The 17008-nt window shown below is 59.9% G+C and carries 16 protein-coding genes; 9 read left to right on the top strand and 7 right to left on the bottom strand.

Features of this window, described 5'->3' with window-relative positions; translation table 11 throughout:
* Positions 1-58: 58 nt before the first annotated feature.
* Positions 59-580: a lactoylglutathione lyase gene (gene gloA / locus AC07OV_RS03495; protein WP_012724171.1), complete on the bottom strand. Its 522-nt coding sequence runs from the start codon at positions 578-580 to the stop codon at positions 59-61.
* A 198-nt stretch (positions 581-778) separates the two neighbouring features.
* On the opposite strand from gloA, the gene AC07OV_RS03490 reads away from it, so the two are divergent.
* Positions 779-1315 (top strand): DUF4946 domain-containing protein, encoded by a 537-nt coding sequence (locus AC07OV_RS03490; RefSeq protein ID WP_494996014.1) that lies wholly within the window; start codon positions 779-781, stop codon positions 1313-1315.
* 124 nt (positions 1316-1439) lie between these two features.
* Here AC07OV_RS03490 and AC07OV_RS03485 read toward each other — a convergent pair whose 3' ends face one another.
* The 3 genes from AC07OV_RS03485 to AC07OV_RS03475 form a co-directional block, all read right to left on the bottom strand.
* Entirely contained in the window at positions 1440-1802 is a 363-nt protein-coding gene (locus AC07OV_RS03485; RefSeq protein ID WP_176996038.1) for a histone-like nucleoid-structuring protein, MvaT/MvaU family, read from the bottom strand.
* A 199-nt stretch (positions 1803-2001) separates the two neighbouring features.
* A complete protein-coding gene (locus AC07OV_RS03480) occupies positions 2002-3543 on the bottom strand; it encodes an EAL domain-containing protein (RefSeq protein WP_494995836.1) in 1542 nt (513 codons plus the stop codon).
* Between the two features lie 67 nt (positions 3544-3610).
* Positions 3611-4492 (bottom strand): LysR family transcriptional regulator, encoded by an 882-nt coding sequence (locus AC07OV_RS03475; RefSeq protein ID WP_494995835.1) that lies wholly within the window; start codon positions 4490-4492, stop codon positions 3611-3613.
* Between the two features lie 77 nt (positions 4493-4569).
* On the opposite strand from AC07OV_RS03475, the gene AC07OV_RS03470 reads away from it, so the two are divergent.
* From AC07OV_RS03470 to AC07OV_RS03440, 7 genes are all read left to right on the top strand, one after another.
* Positions 4570-5493 carry a DMT family transporter gene (locus AC07OV_RS03470; protein ID WP_495091552.1) on the top strand — a complete coding sequence of 308 codons (924 nt, stop codon included), beginning with the start codon at positions 4570-4572 and terminating at the stop codon, positions 5491-5493.
* 243 nt (positions 5494-5736) lie between these two features.
* Positions 5737-6813: a 4-hydroxyphenylpyruvate dioxygenase gene (hppD, locus tag AC07OV_RS03465; RefSeq protein WP_178920785.1), complete on the top strand. Its 1077-nt coding sequence runs from the start codon at positions 5737-5739 to the stop codon at positions 6811-6813.
* 209 nt (positions 6814-7022) lie between these two features.
* Positions 7023-7586 carry a fimbrial protein gene (locus AC07OV_RS03460; RefSeq protein ID WP_494995834.1) on the top strand — a complete coding sequence of 188 codons (564 nt, stop codon included), beginning with the start codon at positions 7023-7025 and terminating at the stop codon, positions 7584-7586.
* Between the two features lie 92 nt (positions 7587-7678).
* Positions 7679-8470, top strand: a complete 792-nt coding sequence (locus AC07OV_RS03455; protein ID WP_494995833.1) for a fimbrial biogenesis chaperone — start codon at positions 7679-7681, stop codon at positions 8468-8470.
* A gap of 33 nt (positions 8471-8503) precedes the next feature.
* A complete protein-coding gene (locus tag AC07OV_RS03450) occupies positions 8504-11158 on the top strand; it encodes a fimbria/pilus outer membrane usher protein (protein ID WP_495091551.1) in 2655 nt (884 codons plus the stop codon).
* A 17-nt stretch (positions 11159-11175) separates the two neighbouring features.
* Positions 11176-12261 carry a fimbrial protein gene (locus AC07OV_RS03445; protein ID WP_494995831.1) on the top strand — a complete coding sequence of 362 codons (1086 nt, stop codon included), beginning with the start codon at positions 11176-11178 and terminating at the stop codon, positions 12259-12261.
* Positions 12258-13007 (top strand): fimbrial biogenesis chaperone, encoded by a 750-nt coding sequence (locus AC07OV_RS03440; protein WP_494995830.1) that lies wholly within the window; start codon positions 12258-12260, stop codon positions 13005-13007. The genes AC07OV_RS03445 and AC07OV_RS03440 overlap by 4 nt, the downstream gene beginning before the upstream one ends.
* A gap of 7 nt (positions 13008-13014) precedes the next feature.
* Here the strand turns inward: AC07OV_RS03440 and rarD are convergent, their stop codons facing one another.
* From rarD to AC07OV_RS03425, 3 genes are all read right to left on the bottom strand, one after another.
* Positions 13015-13896 (bottom strand): EamA family transporter RarD, encoded by an 882-nt coding sequence (gene rarD / locus AC07OV_RS03435; RefSeq protein WP_495091550.1) that lies wholly within the window; start codon positions 13894-13896, stop codon positions 13015-13017.
* A gap of 253 nt (positions 13897-14149) precedes the next feature.
* Entirely contained in the window at positions 14150-15157 is a 1008-nt protein-coding gene (locus AC07OV_RS03430; protein ID WP_176996044.1) for an aldo/keto reductase, read from the bottom strand.
* 81 nt (positions 15158-15238) lie between these two features.
* A complete protein-coding gene (locus tag AC07OV_RS03425; RefSeq protein ID WP_495091549.1) occupies positions 15239-16141 on the bottom strand; it encodes a LysR family transcriptional regulator in 903 nt (300 codons plus the stop codon).
* A 99-nt stretch (positions 16142-16240) separates the two neighbouring features.
* Between AC07OV_RS03425 and AC07OV_RS03420 the strand changes: the two genes are divergently transcribed.
* Complete coding sequence (locus AC07OV_RS03420; RefSeq protein ID WP_495091548.1) at positions 16241-16945, top strand: SDR family oxidoreductase; 705 nt, start codon at positions 16241-16243, stop codon at positions 16943-16945.
* Positions 16946-17008 lie beyond the last annotated feature (63 nt).

Raw genomic sequence — 17008 nt, 5'->3', positions numbered from 1 at the left:
GTTTTGCTGGTGGTGGCATTTTTGACTTCGCCATCGCCGGCAAGCCGGTTCCTACAGATTACAGCGGCGCAGGCTGAATGATCTCAACCCAGTACGCATCCGGGTCCTTGATGAACGCCAGGCTTTTCATGCGGCCATCGCTCAGGCGCTTCTGGAAGTCGCAACCCAGGGCTTCGAAACGCTCGCACGCAGCGACGATATCCGGCACCGAAATGCAGATATGGCCAAAGCCGCGTGGATCGGTATTGCCGTTGTGGTAGGCGAAATCGGCGTCGTTTTCGGTGCCGTGGTTGTGAGTCAGTTCCAGGATGCCTGGAATCGACTTCATCCACTGCGTGCGCTCGGCGGCGTCGGCTGGGATCTGGGATTTGTCCACCAGGGCCAGGAAGTACAGGCTGAATTCGGCTTCCGGGAAGTCGCGCTTTTCCACCAGGGAGAAGCCCAGGACGCGGGTATAGAAGTCCAGGGATTTGGTGATGTCCTTGACCCGCAACATGGTGTGGTTGAACACGAAGTTCGCTGTGGCGGTGTCAGGTTGGGCAGTGACGCCCGGGAAAGTGTTCAGTTCGTGCAGGCTCATGGGCCCTCCAGAAAAAAATGGGGCAAACGCGGCTCCAGTGACAGGAGCGTTCCCTTGGCTTGCGGCTGGCATCCGTGCAGCGTGGTCATGATACGCAACGCCCGCCTAAGGCGCCAAATGAAAAAGGTCACACGGCGCTTGCGGCCAGTTGCGCTCGGGGCTCAAACTTTGAAGCTTGAACCTCTGGTGTTTTTGGCAATGATTGAGTTCCGTAAATCTCTGTTGAGTTCCTTGTGCCTGCTGTTGGGCAGTCCGTTTGTACTGGCGGCCGACCCGGAAATCCATTGGCCCAGTGGTTGGCAAGTGGAAGAAGTGGTGCCGGATGATCAAGCACCCGCCACGCCCGCAACCGTGTCGCGTCAACGCGCAATCAAAAACGATGAAAACGGCACCACGTTGATGGTCATGGAGTTGACAGGAACCCCCATCGAGGCCGGACATAAAGTTAATCTTCAAGGTGTGCTGCTGGAAATGCGCAAATCCATCCAGAAGGACTTTGCCCAAGGCGGTTATCAAAGCGTGTGCAGCAAGATGCACCCTTCGACATTGAGCCATCTTGATGCGCTGGAAACCACTTGTGTGATTACCGAGAACGGTCGGCATGTGCTGTCGCAAACACTAGTGGGCGCCGTGGATGCCGATAAAGCTTATGTGTTTTCGTACGCCGGCCAGGCACAAGCCTATGAGGCAAGCAAAGATGAAGTCAGTGCGGTGCGCGAAAGCCTGAAACTTTAAGCCGGCGCTCGTCGATTGTGAAAGAGATGAACTGTTAGTTAAGTTCGATTCCGAACATGAGTAGACTCCGCACCGAAAAATAAAAAGCCCCGCATCTGCGGGGCTCTTTATTAGTGCGTTGCGATCAGCCGCGAAGCCAAGAGTCTACAGTGGCGGCGCCATACTGTTCTTTCCAGGCCTTCAGGCCGCGGTGGTTGCCGCCTTTGGTCTCGATCAACTCGCCGGTGTGCGGGTTGTGGTAAACCTTGACCACGCGTGCGCGGCGCTGTTTAGGCGCGGCGGCAACAGCAGAAGCCTTGCCCGGGTTAGGGTCAAGAATGGAAATGATGTCACGCAAGCCTTTGCCGTAGGTCTTCATCAGCGCTTGAAGCTTTTCTTCGAATTCGATTTCTTTCTTCAGGCCGGCGTCGTTCTTCAGGGATTCCAGCTGGGCAAGCTGCTCTTGAAGGGCTTTTTCTGCTGCGCGAAATTCGGCGAGTCTGGACAAAATCTGTACTCCAATAGTGTATTTGGCTGATATCAACTGCAGACAACGCTATAAGCCAAGAGCGTTAAAGTGACTCAAAGAAAGAAACCTTTCTGCGAGTTCTGCACAGGCACGAAAAATTGTAGTAGTTAATTCACCACGAGTAAATCATGACTTTTGTCGAAATAACACGCTTTCATCAAAGGTGCTAGATGGCTATTCAATGGCTGCTCAGTGATTTAATGAACTCATCACACGGAAGAGGCCGTCCGAACAGATAACCCTGCAGGAAATCCACACCTTGAGCCGCCAAATATTCGCATTGCTCGGTTGTTTCCACGCCCTCGGCAACGATCCCCAGGTCGAGTTTGCCGGACAGTTCAATGATGCTGTCCAGAATATGCCGGGAGAGCGCATCGGCACCGATCATTGCGACAAAGCTTTGGTCGATCTTCAAGTAGTCCACATTGAAGTTACGCAAGTAACCCAGGCTTGAGTGGCCGGTGCCGAAGTCATCGATAGCGATCATCACGCCCAGTTCATGCAAAGCATCGAATAGCTGGCGTGTGATGTCGGTAGGCTCGATCAACTCGCGCTCGGTCAACTCGAGCACCAGCGTGACCTGGCCTGGTGTAAAGGCCGCAAGGAACTCGCGACAGTCGTCTACCAGCGCGAGGTCCTGACAGTGCCGCGCGGTGATGTTCACGCCCACGTGAAAACCGGGCGAGAAACGCTCGGCGTGGGGGGCCAATTGAGCGGCGGTCTGACGCAGGAGCGACCGGGTCATGGGCACGATCAAGCCGGAATGCTCAGCCAACGGAATAAACAGGTCGGGGCGCACCAGGCCTTCCTTCGGGTGTTGCCAGCGCATCAACACTTCGCAACCGGCCCATTGGCGAGTGTCGCCACGTACCACCGGCTGGAAGTAAGGGATGAACTCGTTGGCCCCCAAAGCCCGCTGCAACTCGTGGGTCGGTGCCGATGAGCGTTTTTGCAGCCAGTGCGCAAGCACGCCAGCCAATACACCAAAGAACACCAGCAGGCTGAACAGCGCGGGGTAGCGGGCTTCCATATAACGCCACACCTCGCCGGCCGGCATACCGGCGTCCACACTGTAGTGATAACGCGACGACACAAGATGATGATGGGCCACCGGAAACTCCGGTACCTGGCTGTCATGCACCTTGCCATCGGCGTCCAGCCAGTTGGGGCCCACTTGCAGGACCAGGTGCGCGTAGCGGCTGATCAGGCGCAGGGCGTTGGTCAGGTGGTAACCGTCGATCGACGCAAATGCGGCTTTATCGCCATCCACCAACCGATACACCAGCAGCGCGGTATCGGGCGTGACCGGGTTGCCATTCATCAACCACAGCGTGCCATCAACGTAATCGTCCGGATTGACCGCCGACTCGTAGTTGCCGCCAAACAGCGAGGTGCAATAGATGTTTTTCTTCCACGACAGGGTCGTGGCTCGCACGAAGGGGCGGCGGGTCACCTGTTCGCGCAGCGCCAATTGCGCACCGCTGTCACACGGCTGGCCGGCCAATGGCAACAAGGCCTGGGCGGCGAGATAGGTATTGTCCAGCATCAGGTCGAATTGGCGTACAGCCTCGCGCGCGGTCTGGGCGGTGCTCAATTGCAAGGTGCGCTCGGCTTGCCAGTGCAGGATCACCACGCCCAAGGCGATGGGTAACAGGCCGCTGAGCAGGGTGATCAAGTAGCGCGTGGCGCGTTTTCGCGGGCCTGTGACGGTGAGGGGCATGGACGATGCGGCCTGTGGCTGGGATAGGACGATGATAGATGGCCCGGGCTGATTAAGCTCGCCTTAGCTAAATCACCGACGAATAGTCCAGGCTTTGTGCCGCCCGGATAAATGCCAGCGCAGCGGGCGAGGATTGCCGTCGGTCCAGCACCGCCAGCCCGATACTGCGCGCAACGGCCGGCACCAGCGGGCGCTGCACGTAACGCGGGTCTGGAGTGAGTGGCAGCGACGCTTGCGCCACCACTGTCACCGCTTCGCCACGGCTGACCACGTCCAGCGTGCTCAGCAACTGCGCGCAGCGGTAGCGCACATTCGGCGTGAGGCGGGCCGTGTTGAACAGGCGCGACACCAATTCCGAGGAGCCGGCCTCGGTCAAAATGAACGGATCGGCGCACAAATCCTTCAAGGCCAGGGCAGGGCGCTTGGCCAAGGCGTGGTTGGCCGGTAGCAGAGCGACCATTTCGTCCGTGAACAGGTGGAAGGTGTCATAGCGCTCCTGCTCCAGCACCACAAAACCAATGTCGATCCGCCGCTCATCCAACCACTGTACAACCTGCCGGTCAGGGCCTTCATCGATGTGCACCTCGATGCCCGGATAATCCTGATGAAACCGCGCCAGGATGCGCGGCAACAAACGAATGGACGATGTCGGGCCGAACGAGCCGATGCGCAGCGTGCCGCGCTTGAGGCCCCGGGCATCGGCGGCTTCCTGCTGTAAGGTGTCCGCCAGGCCCAGCATGGCCCGCGCGCGCAACAGCAACTGCGCGCCGATATCCGTGAGTTCGACCTGGGATTGGTGACGCCGGAACAGGTCCACACCCAGCTCCTGCTCAAGCCCCTTGATGGCATGGGACACCGCCGATTGGCTGATACCCAGGCGATGGGCTGCGCTGGTGAAGCCTTGCAGCTCGGCCACGAGAGAGAAGATTTCAAGCTGGGTCAGGGTCATGAGCAAAGACTCATTTTACGATGATCTGTGATTACAAGAAGAATACGCCAATCCCTTCGTAACCGAGCATTGCCTTGATGAGTGATTCTTCCGACCACGTTACCTATCTAAAGCTAGCCGCCGTCACTATGGTCTGGGGCGGCACCTTTGTGGCGGGTCGCTTCCTGGCGGGTGCGATTGACCCACTGCTGGCCTCCAGCCTGCGTTTCCTCCTGGCCAGCGTGGCACTCCTGCTGTTCATGGCTTGCGCGCGCATTCCCCTCGTGCGCCCCAACCCTGGGCAACTTCTGCGGCTGGCGCTGCTCGGGTTCTTCGGCATCTTTTTCTACAACCTGTGTTTTTTCTATGGCCTGCAGTACATCAACGCGTCCCGGGCATCGTTGATCGTGGCGTTGAACCCCGCCGTGATTGGCTTGGCGTCCTGGCTCCTGTTCAAGGAGCGGCTGGGTGCGAACAAGGTCGCGGGTATCGCGCTGTGCCTGGGCGGAGCCGCAACGGTCATCGTCAGCCGAAACCCGCAGCTGCTGCTGGGCGCAGCCCAGGCCTGGCGCGGGGATCTGCTGATTTTCGGCTGTGTGGTGGGGTGGGGCGTCTACTCGTTGTGTTCCCGGGAACTCAACAAGGCTTTAGGCCCGTTGCAAACCGTCACCTGGTCAGTGTTGCTGGGAACCCTGATGCTGACGCTCGCCAGCCTGATCATGGGCCGGTTCACGTTTGCGGCGTTCAATGCGATCCATACGCCCCAACTGCTGAGCCTGCTTTATTTGGGCGTACTGGGATCCGCCGTGGCCTATATCGGCTACTACGACGGCATCCGGCGTATCGGCGCAACGCGCTCCGGCGTGTTTATTGCGCTCAACCCGCTGACGGCCGTGATCTGTGGCGCGTTGTTGTTGGACGAACACCTCACCCAGGCGATGCTGGTGGGTGGTGCGTTGATTCTGCTGGGCATCTACCTGTGCAATAAACCCCTTGCACGGGCCAGGGCAATGGGGATTTGATAAGAGTACGGACAAACACTGTTACGCTGTGTAGAATCGATTTACGCATACAAGAATATGGACTTGCGCTCACGCAAGCCTAGGCCGTCAGAGACTGATGACACCATGAAGCTACTCGGCTCCCCCCTCATCTTCGGTGACTTCCTCGCCCGCAGCGTGCGAGGCCTTTCCTGTGCGCCACCCTGCAACCTCATCCTTGCTCGCAAATAACACTGTTTATTACAAGAATGATGAGGTGCCACCATGGCAGACCAATACGAAAACCCAATGGGCCTGATGGGCTTTGAATTCATCGAGTTCGCCTCGCCAACGCCAGGCACCCTGGAGCCGATTTTTGAGATCATGGGCTTCACCAAAGTTGCGACCCACCGTTCCAAGAACGTGCACCTGTATCGCCAGGGCGAGATCAACCTGATCCTCAACAACGAACCCGACAGCCTCGCCTCCTACTTTGCGGCGGAACATGGCCCGTCGGTGTGTGGCATGGCGTTCCGCGTCAAGGACTCGCAAAAGGCTTACAACCGCGCGCTTGAACTGGGCGCCCAGCCCATTCATATCGAAACCGGCCCGATGGAACTCAACCTGCCGGCGATCAAAGGCATTGGCGGTGCGCCGCTGTACCTGATCGACCGTTTTGGCGAAGGCAGCTCGATCTACGACATCGACTTCGTCTACCTCGAAGGCGTGGAGCGCAACCCGGTCGGCGCGGGCCTTAAAGTCATCGACCACCTGACCCACAACGTCTATCGCGGGCGCATGGTCTACTGGGCCAACTTCTACGAAAAACTGTTCAACTTCCGTGAAGCGCGCTACTTCGACATCAAGGGCGAATACACCGGCCTGACCTCCAAGGCCATGAGCGCTCCGGACGGCATGATCCGCATCCCGCTGAACGAAGAGTCGTCCAAGGGCGCCGGCCAGATCGAAGAGTTCCTGATGCAGTTCAATGGCGAGGGCATCCAGCACGTGGCATTCCTCACCGAAGACCTGGTCAAGACCTGGGACGCGCTGAAGAAGATCGGCATGCGTTTCATGACCGCGCCACCGGACACCTACTACGAAATGCTCGAAGGCCGCCTGCCGAACCACGGCGAGCCGGTCGACCAGTTGCAGGCACGTGGCATCTTGCTGGACGGCTCGTCCATCGAGGGTGACAAGCGCCTGCTGCTGCAGATCTTCTCGGAAACCCTGATGGGGCCGGTGTTCTTCGAGTTCATCCAGCGCAAAGGCGACGATGGCTTCGGCGAGGGTAACTTCAAGGCGCTGTTCGAGTCGATCGAGCGTGACCAGGTGCGTCGTGGTGTGTTGACCACCGACTGAGTCAGTTTTTGTTTCACATCAGCCCGGTCGAGCCCAAGCTCGACCGGGCTTTTTTATGCCTGCTCTCCACGTCGGAAACCTCTTAAAACATTTGCCTCCTTCGGCGTTGGAACGCCTCTTTGACGGTCGGCCACCCAGTACTACAACGCAAATAACAGTGTCATGCGTTGTTTCAGACGACTCCGTCAAATATTAGGGAAAGCATTAGCATGAAAAAATACACACTGGTTGCAGCACTATTGGCCATTTCCGGATTCTGCGCCGGTTCGGTGTTCGCAGCTGATGGCACCATCACGATCACCGGCGCGATCACCGGGACCACCTGCACCATCAGTGGCGGTACCGGCGCGGCGCCGGGGTCGGGGGCCAACTTTCCGGTAGTCCTTCCAACGGTACAGTCCTCCGCCCTCGCGTCGAATGGCGCCACCGCCGGGAGCAAGGCCTACGCTATCTACGTCGGCGGCAATGCCACCTGCCCGAATGGCACCAAGGTCGCCGTCTTGTACGAAGCCACCAGCCCAGCGATCAACCCGGCCACTGGCAACCTGAAAAACATGGCCAGCGCTACACCGGCGACCAACGTTGAAGTGCAAATCGTCGATGCGGCTGTCAATAAACCGATCGACTTGCGCGCCAGCCAGGACTCCACGCCGGCTACCGTCACTGGCGGCATCGCGACCTTGCCGTTCCAGGCACGCTACATCGCCACAGGTGGCGCTGCCGGTAGAGGCCTGGTCAGCACCAACGTGCAGTACAGCGTGACGTTCCCTTGATCCATCCCCGTTGATACCACAGCCATTTGTCGTTTGAAGCCTGCGCCCGGCCGTGTCTGGGCGCAGGCAGCTATCGGATCAAGGAACGCGTCATGCTTCATCCATCAAGCACGTTGAAACGCTACATGATGCTGACAGCCCTCTGCGTGGCTGCGATATCCGTGTCACCGCCGGTCGTGGCCGGCGTGATCATTGAGGGGACGCGCCAGATCTATCCGCAACAACGCCGTGAAATCACCGTTCGGCTCACCAACGACGATAAGAAAAGACCTCGCCTGGTACAGGCATGGCTGGATGACGGTTCGCCAGGTCAGCAGCCGGAATCCAGCGACGTGCCTTTCACCTTGTCGCCTCCGGTTTTTCGCCTGGACTCGGGCAAAAGCCAGGCCATGCGTTTGTCGTACACCCAGCAACCGCTTGCGCAGGATCGAGAGTCGCTGTTCTGGCTGAATGTGCTGGAGGTCCCGCCCAAGACCGATGAGTTCGATGTAGCCCGTGAGGACAGCGACCTCAACCAGTTGAATTTCGCATTTCGTATTCGCACAAAGGTTTTTTTCCGCCCGGCAGGACTGGCCGGCACACCCGAAGAGGCACCCTCCCAGTTGCGTTGGGCCGTTGTTCAGAGTGCTCGAGGGTCGATGCTGAGGGTACACAACCCATCCGCTTACCACGTCACGTTCAACGATGTTGCGCTGGTAATGGGCACCGACAAGGGCGCCCGCAGGGTAGAAGTCGAACCCGGCATGGTCGCGCCTGGCCAGTCGATGGCATTGCCCGTGCGCCAGGCGGTGGCGGTGGTGCCTGTCGATGCCCAGGTGGCGTTTACCTACATCAACGATTTCGGTGCTTTCTCGCCCCTGCAGCAGGTTGCCTTGCGGCGATGACCACTCCCATCCGAGCTTACTGAAGTCATGACCATGCCAAATCACGTCCAGCTTTGGGTGCGCGTCAACGCCCCCGTGTTGCCTGCAAAGTTTCGAAAAACGCTAGTGGGCGGGTTGCTCAGCGCAGCGCTGATGCCGCCCGATATCGCCTGTGCATCGCCCTTGAGTTTTGACCTCAACGCGTTTTCTTCCAGCCTAGCCAATACTGTCGATACGTCACGTTTCAGTACCAGCAATGCCATGGTGCCAGGCACTTATCGCCTGGATATGCTGGTCAACGGTCAACCGATAGGACGGCGCAGCGTCAACTTTGTAGCCGGCAATGACAGTGCAGGTGCAGAGCCGTGCTTCAGTCGCGAGATGCTGGAGCAACTCGGCATCGCGATGGACAAAGTCGACGCCGATACCGCTTATCGGGACGCTGCGCAGCCGTACTGCGGAGATCTGGGCCGTTGGATTCCAATGGCCTCCAGCAGCGTCGACGGCGGCACGCTGGAATGGTCGGCGAGCGTCCCGCAGGTCTACATGAACCAGGCGACGCGCGGTTATGTCGACCCCGCGTTCTGGGATGACGGGATCACTGCCGGGTTGCTCAACTACAACTTCAGCACCTCCAGCCTCGTGTCGGGCGAAGGGCAGGACCGGACCTACCTGGGGCTCAACGCGGGCCTCAACCTCGGCGCGTGGCGCCTGCGGCATCAAGGTGCCCAGGCCTGGGACAATGGTAACGGCTTGCAGCCTTACCAGAATACGTCCACCTACGTGCAACGCAGCATTGCGTCATTGAAGTCCCAATTGACCGTGGGTGACACGTTCAGCAACGGGCAAATCCTGGATGGCGTTCGCGTGCGAGGCGTCACCCTGGCGACGGATGACCGCATGCTGCCGCAGTCCCGGCAAGGTTATGCCCCAGAGGTGCGGGGCGTGGCAGACAGCAATGCAACGGTGACGGTCAGCCAGAACGGTTACACGCTGTACGAAACAACGGTAGCGCCCGGGCCGTTTGTAATCAGCGACCTGTATGCCACAGGCCAGGGCGGTGACCTGACGGTCGCCGTGACCGAAGTCGATGGGCGTCGCAAGACGTTCGTCGTACCGTATTCGGTGGCACCCCAGCTGTTGCGGGCCGATGGCACGCAATACAGCGCCACGTTGGGACGGGTACAGCAACGGGGTATTGCCGATGACAAGGCGATGGTCTTCCAGGGAACACTGCAACACGGCCTTACGGATAGCCTGACAGCCTACGGCGGCGGTACTGTTTCCGAAGGCTACACCCAAGCCAAGTTGGGCCTCGCATTCAGTACCCCGATCGGGGCGTTTTCCGTGGATGGCAGCAATTCAAGCACGAATGTGCCCGGCGGCGACTTGCTCTCGGGGCACAGTTACGGTGTGGGGTACAACAAAAGCGTGCCGTTCACCGGCACCCATTTTGCACTCGGGGCCTACCGATTCTCCTCGCAAGACTACTTGAGCCTGCCCGATGCGCTGAACGTTAGAGACCTGGGGCGACGGGGCGAAGACATCAATCAATATGCCCGGCAAAAAAACCGTGTGGACCTGAGTATCAGCCAGAAGTTGGGAGAGGGTTCGCTCACCCTCTATGGCAGTTCAGTCGAATACTGGAGGCAACAGCAAGGGCGTCAGACGTCGTTTACGGTCAGCTATGGCTCATCCTGGAATACCCTCAATTGGAACGTTTCCGCACAACGCTCGCGTATACAGGACACGCGCCAGCTCAGTAACAACGAACTCAGTGATGAAGTGTTTTTCGGCAGGAATGGGCGGCAGGGAAGGGTGGACACGCGCTACATGCTGACGCTGTCCATGCCGATCGGCAGTTCAGCCAAGGCTCCCAGCATCTACACCTCGCTTTCGCGCGACGCGGGCGACACGCGTGGCAGCCAGCAACAGGTCGGCATCAGCGGTTTGGCCGGGGAGCATTCCGAGGTCAATTACGGGCTCTCGGCCAGCCGCTCGACCAGCGATGACACGCGTAGCCATCAGGTCAATACCTACGCCGGCTACCGCACCGACGCCACGCAATTGCGTGCCGGTTACGGCCAGAGCCGGGACAGTTCACAGGTATCGTTCGGCGCCGACGGTGGGGTATTGGCTCACGCGGGCGGTGTCACGTTCTCTCAAAGCCTGGGCGAGTCCTCTGCCTTGGTCCATGTTCCCGACGCAGAGGGCGCAGCACTGGGCGATGGCAGCGGTACGCGAGTCAACCGCAGCGGCTATGCCGTTGTGCCGTCACTCCGGGCGTTTCAAAACAACACCGTCAGCATTGACCCGGAAGGGATGTCGATGGACGTCGAGCTGCAGGAGTCGACGCGCACTGTGGCGCCGACGCTGGGGGCGGTGTCTCTGCTGACGTTCGAGACGGTCAGCGGGCGTGCGGTGGTCATCAAGGGCACGCAGGAAAACGGCCGGCCCTTGCCATTCGCAGCGCAGGTGTTCGATCAACAAGGGCGTGAAGTCGGCGTGGTTGGGCAGGCCGGCAAGGCATTTGTCCGGTCGATCCCGGACCGCGGCAGCCTGACCGTCAAATGGGGTGAAAAGGCCACCGATCGCTGTGATATCAGCTATGAAATGCCGCCACAGGCCGCAACCGAGCCGCAAAACATGAGTGAGTACATCCAAGGGCTCTGCGTAAAGAGTCCGGCACGACAGGTAGCAGCTCAATGACAAAGGGGCAAACGTTGATGAATCGCTCGAAACAATACCCGACAAGCAAGCGTGAGACGCTCATGCGCCGTTTGACACGCATTGGCGTCCTGCTGGGCAGCGGGTGTTTGGCGGCAGAGGCCTATGCGGTAGCCGGCTACTGCACCCCCCAAGGCGCTCCGCCGATTTCAATTGCGCCCATCACGATTCCTGTCAACCCACAGGTGGGGCAAGCGCTGGGTTCGCAAGACGGTTACGGGTTTCAAAACGGGCAAACCGTGATGCAATGTGTGTATCAGGATTGGCCCTTCTATCAGACGGTTTCAGCGGTGATGAGTATCGCCAATGTGAATTACGCCGGCAGGACGTTCAACGTCGCAGGCCTGGCGTTGCCGGTTTACAGCACGGAAGTGGCAGGCGTGGGAATCGCCATGATGGCCCGCGATCCGAACCGCCCGTGGGCGGCAATCAGTCAAGCCGGGGCTACGTTGTGGACGGGTAAAAACCAAAAGCCAAATGGTTGGGGCCTCGAAGGCCGTATTTACTTAGTGGTCACCGGCCCTATATCTCCCGGCAGTATCACGGCGCGTACGCTCGGGCATTACGTGGTGACAAACATGACGATTCAAGCGCCGGGTTTTCATGCGGTCAATCTTTCCAGCGTCGTTATCAACCCACCACTCAAACCGACATGCAGTGTCACTACACCGGCAATCAGCTTGCCATTGGGCCAAGTCGCAAGCCGTGATTTCATGGGGGCGGGTAGCCACGCCGGCAACGCGACGTCCAACCTCAGGCTGTCGTGCGCCGGTGGTTCAGGCGGTGCGCGGGACATATTCGTGACGGTAACCGACCAGACATCACCGGCCAATCGCAGTAATCAGTTGTCACTCACCCCGGCGTCTGGTGCAAGCGGCGTGGCGATTCAATTGTTGAGCGGGAATCGATTGATCAGTTACGGCCCGGACTCCTCGACAGTGGGCAACCCAAATCAATGGTTTGTGGGCAGCTCCGGTAATGGCACGGTGCAGATTCCGTTGACGGCCCGTTACGTCCAGACCGCGCCGTCCATTGGTCCGGGCAGTGCCAATGGCCTGGCGACGTTTACGATGAGCTACCGATGACTGTCAGCACGCGCAAGGTGTTGCTGGCGTGGGCATGGCTACTGATGATGTTGCAGCCTTCAGTGAGTTACGGCGAAGTGACGGTGGACCGTACCCGCGTCATTTACCCTGCGGCCGCGCGCGAAGTGACGGTCAACCTGACCAACACTGCGCAGGCGCCGCGCTTGGTCAAAGTGTGGATAGACGAGGGTGACGTCGAGGCGTCCCCCGAAGCCAGCGACGTTCCATTCACGCTCAACCCACCGGTGTTTCGCATGGAGGCGGGAAGCGGGCGGGCGTTACGGGTGCTCTATCATCCGTCACCCCGGGCATTGAAGCGCGAGGAACAGGTTTATTGGTTGAATGTGCTGGGGATACGGCCAGAGGCTTCATCCACGGCGCAGGGGAGCACCCTGCAATTTGCGTTTCGCACCCGCATCAAACTCTTCCTTCGCCCCGCCAGCCTTAAAGGGAAAGCCAGTGAGGCCGTGAATTCGTTGCGGTGGCAATTGAATGCGCGGGAGGGTGGGATCGTGGTAGACAACCCGACGGATTACCACATCACGTTATCGAGCATCTTGTTAACGAGTGGGGGGAAGGATTTTCAAAGCGAGGACCCGCCGATGATCGCCCCTCGGAGTACCGCCAAGGTGGCCCTGCCGGGGCTGCCCGGTGCTGCGGATCGGGCACCCACGTTACGCTTCACGACACTGGATGATAACGGCGCCACTCAACACCACGAGGCGTCCTTATCGATAGCCGAATAACGTGTCTTCAGGCTTTGCGCTGGCGCACCAGGTGCTTGAACCCTTCATACACCAGGACCATCACTGCCAGCCAGATCGGAATATAGGTAAACCACTCGCCGCCCTTGATCCCTTCACCCAGGATCAACGCGACACCCAGCAACAGCACGGGCTCAACGTAGCTCAACAGGCCGAAAAGGCTGAATGCCAGCAGCCGGCTGGCAATGATATAGCTCACCAGGGCCGAAGCACTGATCAGCCCTAGCATGGGGATCAACGCGTAGAGTTTCGGGTGGGCATCCATCACCGCAAAGCCCTGTTCGCCACTCTGCACGAACCACCAGGCCACCGGCAGCATCAGTGCCATGTCCAGCCAGAGGCCACCCAAGTGGTCGGTCTTGAGGTGTTTGCGCACGATGAAGTAAACCGGGTAACCGATGATCACCACCAGCGTCGCCCAGGAAAAACCACCGGCCTGGTACAACTCGTTGAGCACGCCGAGGGCCGCGAGCACCACGGCGATCTGCTGCAGGTACGAAAGCCTTTCGCCCCACACCAGGCGGCCTGTGAGCACCATGGTCAACGGCAACAGGAAGTATCCCACCGACACATCGAGGCTACGCCCGTTCAGGGGCGCCCACATGAACAGCCACAACTGCACGCCGAGCAAGGCCGAAGACAGCAGCACGCCACCTATCAACATAGGTCGCTGGGCCAGCATCCGCAGCAACTCCCACACCCGTCGCCATTCGCCACTGACGATCATGAACACCGTCATGCACGGCACGGTCAGCAGCATGCGCCAGCCGAAAATCTCCAGGCCACTCAAGGGCGTGAGCAATGATGTGAAGTAATACATCACGGCAAACAACACCGAGGCCAAGACCGATAACACAACACCTTTAGACACACTGTCCTCGCGAAAAACGATTGATTCAGAAGAACGTGGATTATGGTGCTTTTGGCGGGACAGCGGTGCGCTGTTTTGGGGCGGTTTCCAAAATTTCCCCGCCCGTACCGATCTGTAGTGAGCGGGCTTGCCCCGCGCGGCGGTGTGCCAGGCGCCCCATGCTTACCTGACACACCACCCGCGGTATACCGGGCGCCCTATACTCGCCTGACACACCGCCGCGCGGGGCGAGCCCGCTCACTACAACGAGGTGTCAGCGAGGCAGGCGGCCGCTGACAAAGTGGCTGACGTCGTTGAACCCAGGCGTAGACGAATGCCCCGGCGTGACCAGCGAATCGATAAACGCCTCATCCTCCGCCGTGATCTTCACGTCCAGGGCGCCGGTGTAGGCGTCCCACTGCGCCTCGGTACGCGGCCCTACAATCGCCGAGCTCACCGACTGATTGTTCAGCACCCACGCAATGGCAAACTCCACAATCCCCACGCCACGGCCCTGGGTGTATTGCTGGATCTGCTGGGCGATGCGCAATGACTCCACGCGCCATTCGGTTTCCAGGATGCGTTTGTCCTGGCGCGCCGCGCGGCTGCCGGCTTCAGGTGTGACATCCGGCGCGTACTTGCCGCTGAGCACGCCACGGGCCAATGGGCTGTAAGGCACCACGCCCAGGCCGTACGCGGCAGCGGCGGTAATTTGTTCGACCTCGGCCTGGCGGTTGACGATGTTGTACAGCGGTTGGCTGATGATCGGCCGATCCACCCCCAGGCGCTCGGCCACCCGCACCACCTCGGCAATACGCCAGCCACGGTAGTTGGACAGGCCCCAATAGCGGATCTTGCCCTGGCGGATCAGGTCGCCAATCGCCGACACCGTGACTTCCAGCGGCGTGTTGTGGTCTTCGCGGTGCAGGTAATAAATATCCAGGTAATCGGTATCGAGGCGCGTCAGGCTCGCTTCGAGTGCATTAAAAATGCGCTTGCGGCTCAGGCCGCTGCGGTTGGGCAAGCCGTCGGTGGGGCCGATGGCGACTTTGGACGCCAGCACCCAGTCTTCACGATGGCGGGCGATGGCCTCGCCGACGATTTCTTCGGAACGTCCACCGGTGTAGACGTCGGCCGTGTCGATAAAATTGATGCCCTGGTCCCAGGCCTTGTCGATGATGCGCAGCGAGTCTTCAGTGTTGGTCTGTTCGCCAAACATCATGGTGCCCAGGGTCAGCGCGCTGACCTTCAACCCGGACTGGCCCAATGTGCGGTAAATCATGGAAAGCTCCTCGTGGCAGGGAAACGTGCCCCATGCAATACCAGACTCGAGGGCTCTGGAACAAGCCCCGAAGCGGTTTCTTCATTCATTGAGCAAGGCGTGGCAGCGCACCTGCAAGAACTGGTGTAACACCTTGACCCGCTCCGACACTTGCAGGCGATGCGGGCACATCAGGTTGAACGGCGTGGGCTCGCCTTGCCATTGCGGCAGCAACGGCACCAGGCGTCCGGCCTGGATGTCCCGGGCCACATCCAGGTTGGCCTTGTAGGCAATCCCGTGGCCAGCCAGCGCCCAGCGCCGCACGATTTCACCGTCGTCGCTGAGGTAGTCGCCACTCACCTCGACCTCGTGCAACTGTGCGCCCTGGCGAAAATACCAGGTGTTATTGGCCTGGCCCCGGCGCATGTAACGCAGGGTGCTGTGGTGCGCCAGGTCGGCTGGCGTAAGCGGCGTGCCATGCCGTGCAAGGTAGTCAGGGCTGGCGCAAGGGATGCGATGGTGGCCTGGCACCACCGGCAGCGCCACCAGGCTGGAGTCACGCGGCACGCCAAACCGCAGGGCAATGTCCACGGTGTCGCGGAACAGGTCGGCATTACTGTCGTTGAGCAGCAACTGCAGGCGAATGTTCGGGTGCTCCCGCTTGAACTCATCCAGCCAGCCCAGCAGCACGTTACGCCCGAAATCCGAGGGCGCCGCCAACTGCAACAAACCGCTGAGGCTCTGGCCCTGTTGCTTGATCGCCTGTTCGCCTTCGGCCAGCGCTTCCAGGGCCACGCGCACGCTGTCGAGGTAGCGCCGGCCTTCTTCGGTGAGGCGCATGCTGCGTGTGGAGCGGGCGAGCAAGCGAATACCCAGGCGGGTTTCCAGGCGCTTTAGGGCGATACTTGCGGCTGCTGGCGTCAGGTTGAGGCTACGCGCCGCGGCCGAGAGGCTGCCCGTGTCCGCCGTGCGCACAAACACTTCAAGGTCAAGGGTCGAGCTCATTTGTAAAAATCCTTTAAAGATCTTGTCGTTTTACCGGGATTTTTCGCCGATTGCCAAGCTGGGAAGATGAACGCTCAATTCTCGATCAGGACATTTCCCATGACAGCTTCCCTCAACGGCAAAACCGTCATCGTTATCGGTGGCAGCAGCGGCATTGGTGCAGCGGTGGCCAAGGCCGCGTCATCGCGGGGTGCGCAGGTGGTATTGGCCGGGCGGCGCTTGAGCGCAGGCGTCGACAACGGGGTGCGCAGTGAGCCGGTCGACGTCACTGACAGCGCCTCATTGCAGCGCCTGTTCGAGGCGGTGGGGCGCTTTGATCACCTGGTCTATACCTCCGGCCCTTCGGTACGTGCCAAGCCCTTGAGTGAAACCGACCTGGACGAAGCCCAGGAGAATTTCAACGTGAAACTCTGGGGTTCGCTGCGGGCGATTCAGTTGGCCCTGCCATTTCTCGATGCCCACGGCAGCATCAGCCTGACCTCGGGCCAGTTGGGGCGTAAGTTTGCGCCCGGTCAATTCATCAAGACTGGCATCAATGCGGCAACCGAAGCGTTGGGCAAACAACTGGCCAAGGAGCTGGCACCGCGTCGCGTCAACGTGATCAGCCCAGGCGTGATTGATACACCGGCGTATGCGGGGTTGGCGGAAGATCAGCGTCAGGCGATGTACGCCAAGGCGGGCGGGGCGTTGCCGGTAGGGCGGGTGGGGCAGGCCGAGGAAGTGGCGGCGGGGTATGTGCTGGCCATGGAGAATGGCTTCATGACCGGTGCCGTGATCGATGTCGACGGCGGCGGCCTGCTGTAAACACCACACCTTGTAGGAGCCCGGCTTGCCGGCGATGGCGATCTCACTGCCACCATCGCCGGC

It is taken from the genome of Pseudomonas sp. GW821-FHT09A09, from assembly GCF_059418405.1.
The sequence above is the reverse complement of the archived record's forward strand: the minus strand, read 5'-3'. Positions and strand labels throughout refer to the sequence as shown.

What these genes read in the sequence shown, in the direction of transcription:
- AC07OV_RS03430 (WP_176996044.1), bottom strand. Translation starts at nt 15,157, where the DNA reads ATGATTTACCGCACATTGGGCCAGTCCGGGTTGAAGGTCAGCGCGCTG.
- AC07OV_RS03450 (WP_495091551.1), top strand. Translation starts at nt 8,504, where the DNA reads ATGCCAAATCACGTCCAGCTTTGGGTGCGCGTCAACGCCCCCGTGTTG.
- AC07OV_RS03455 (WP_494995833.1), top strand. Translation starts at nt 7,679, where the DNA reads ATGCTTCATCCATCAAGCACGTTGAAACGCTACATGATGCTGACAGCC.
- AC07OV_RS03480 (WP_494995836.1), bottom strand. Translation starts at nt 3,543, where the DNA reads ATGCCCCTCACCGTCACAGGCCCGCGAAAACGCGCCACGCGCTACTTG.
- AC07OV_RS03475 (WP_494995835.1), bottom strand. Translation starts at nt 4,492, where the DNA reads ATGACCCTGACCCAGCTTGAAATCTTCTCTCTCGTGGCCGAGCTGCAA.
- AC07OV_RS03440 (WP_494995830.1), top strand. Translation starts at nt 12,258, where the DNA reads ATGACTGTCAGCACGCGCAAGGTGTTGCTGGCGTGGGCATGGCTACTG.
- AC07OV_RS03425 (WP_495091549.1), bottom strand. Translation starts at nt 16,141, where the DNA reads ATGAGCTCGACCCTTGACCTTGAAGTGTTTGTGCGCACGGCGGACACG.
- AC07OV_RS03470 (WP_495091552.1), top strand. Translation starts at nt 4,570, where the DNA reads ATGAGTGATTCTTCCGACCACGTTACCTATCTAAAGCTAGCCGCCGTC.
- hppD (WP_178920785.1), top strand. Translation starts at nt 5,737, where the DNA reads ATGGCAGACCAATACGAAAACCCAATGGGCCTGATGGGCTTTGAATTC.
- AC07OV_RS03420 (WP_495091548.1), top strand. Translation starts at nt 16,241, where the DNA reads ATGACAGCTTCCCTCAACGGCAAAACCGTCATCGTTATCGGTGGCAGC.
- AC07OV_RS03460 (WP_494995834.1), top strand. Translation starts at nt 7,023, where the DNA reads ATGAAAAAATACACACTGGTTGCAGCACTATTGGCCATTTCCGGATTC.
- AC07OV_RS03490 (WP_494996014.1), top strand. Translation starts at nt 779, where the DNA reads ATGATTGAGTTCCGTAAATCTCTGTTGAGTTCCTTGTGCCTGCTGTTG.
- AC07OV_RS03445 (WP_494995831.1), top strand. Translation starts at nt 11,176, where the DNA reads ATGAATCGCTCGAAACAATACCCGACAAGCAAGCGTGAGACGCTCATG.
- gloA (WP_012724171.1), bottom strand. Translation starts at nt 580, where the DNA reads ATGAGCCTGCACGAACTGAACACTTTCCCGGGCGTCACTGCCCAACCT.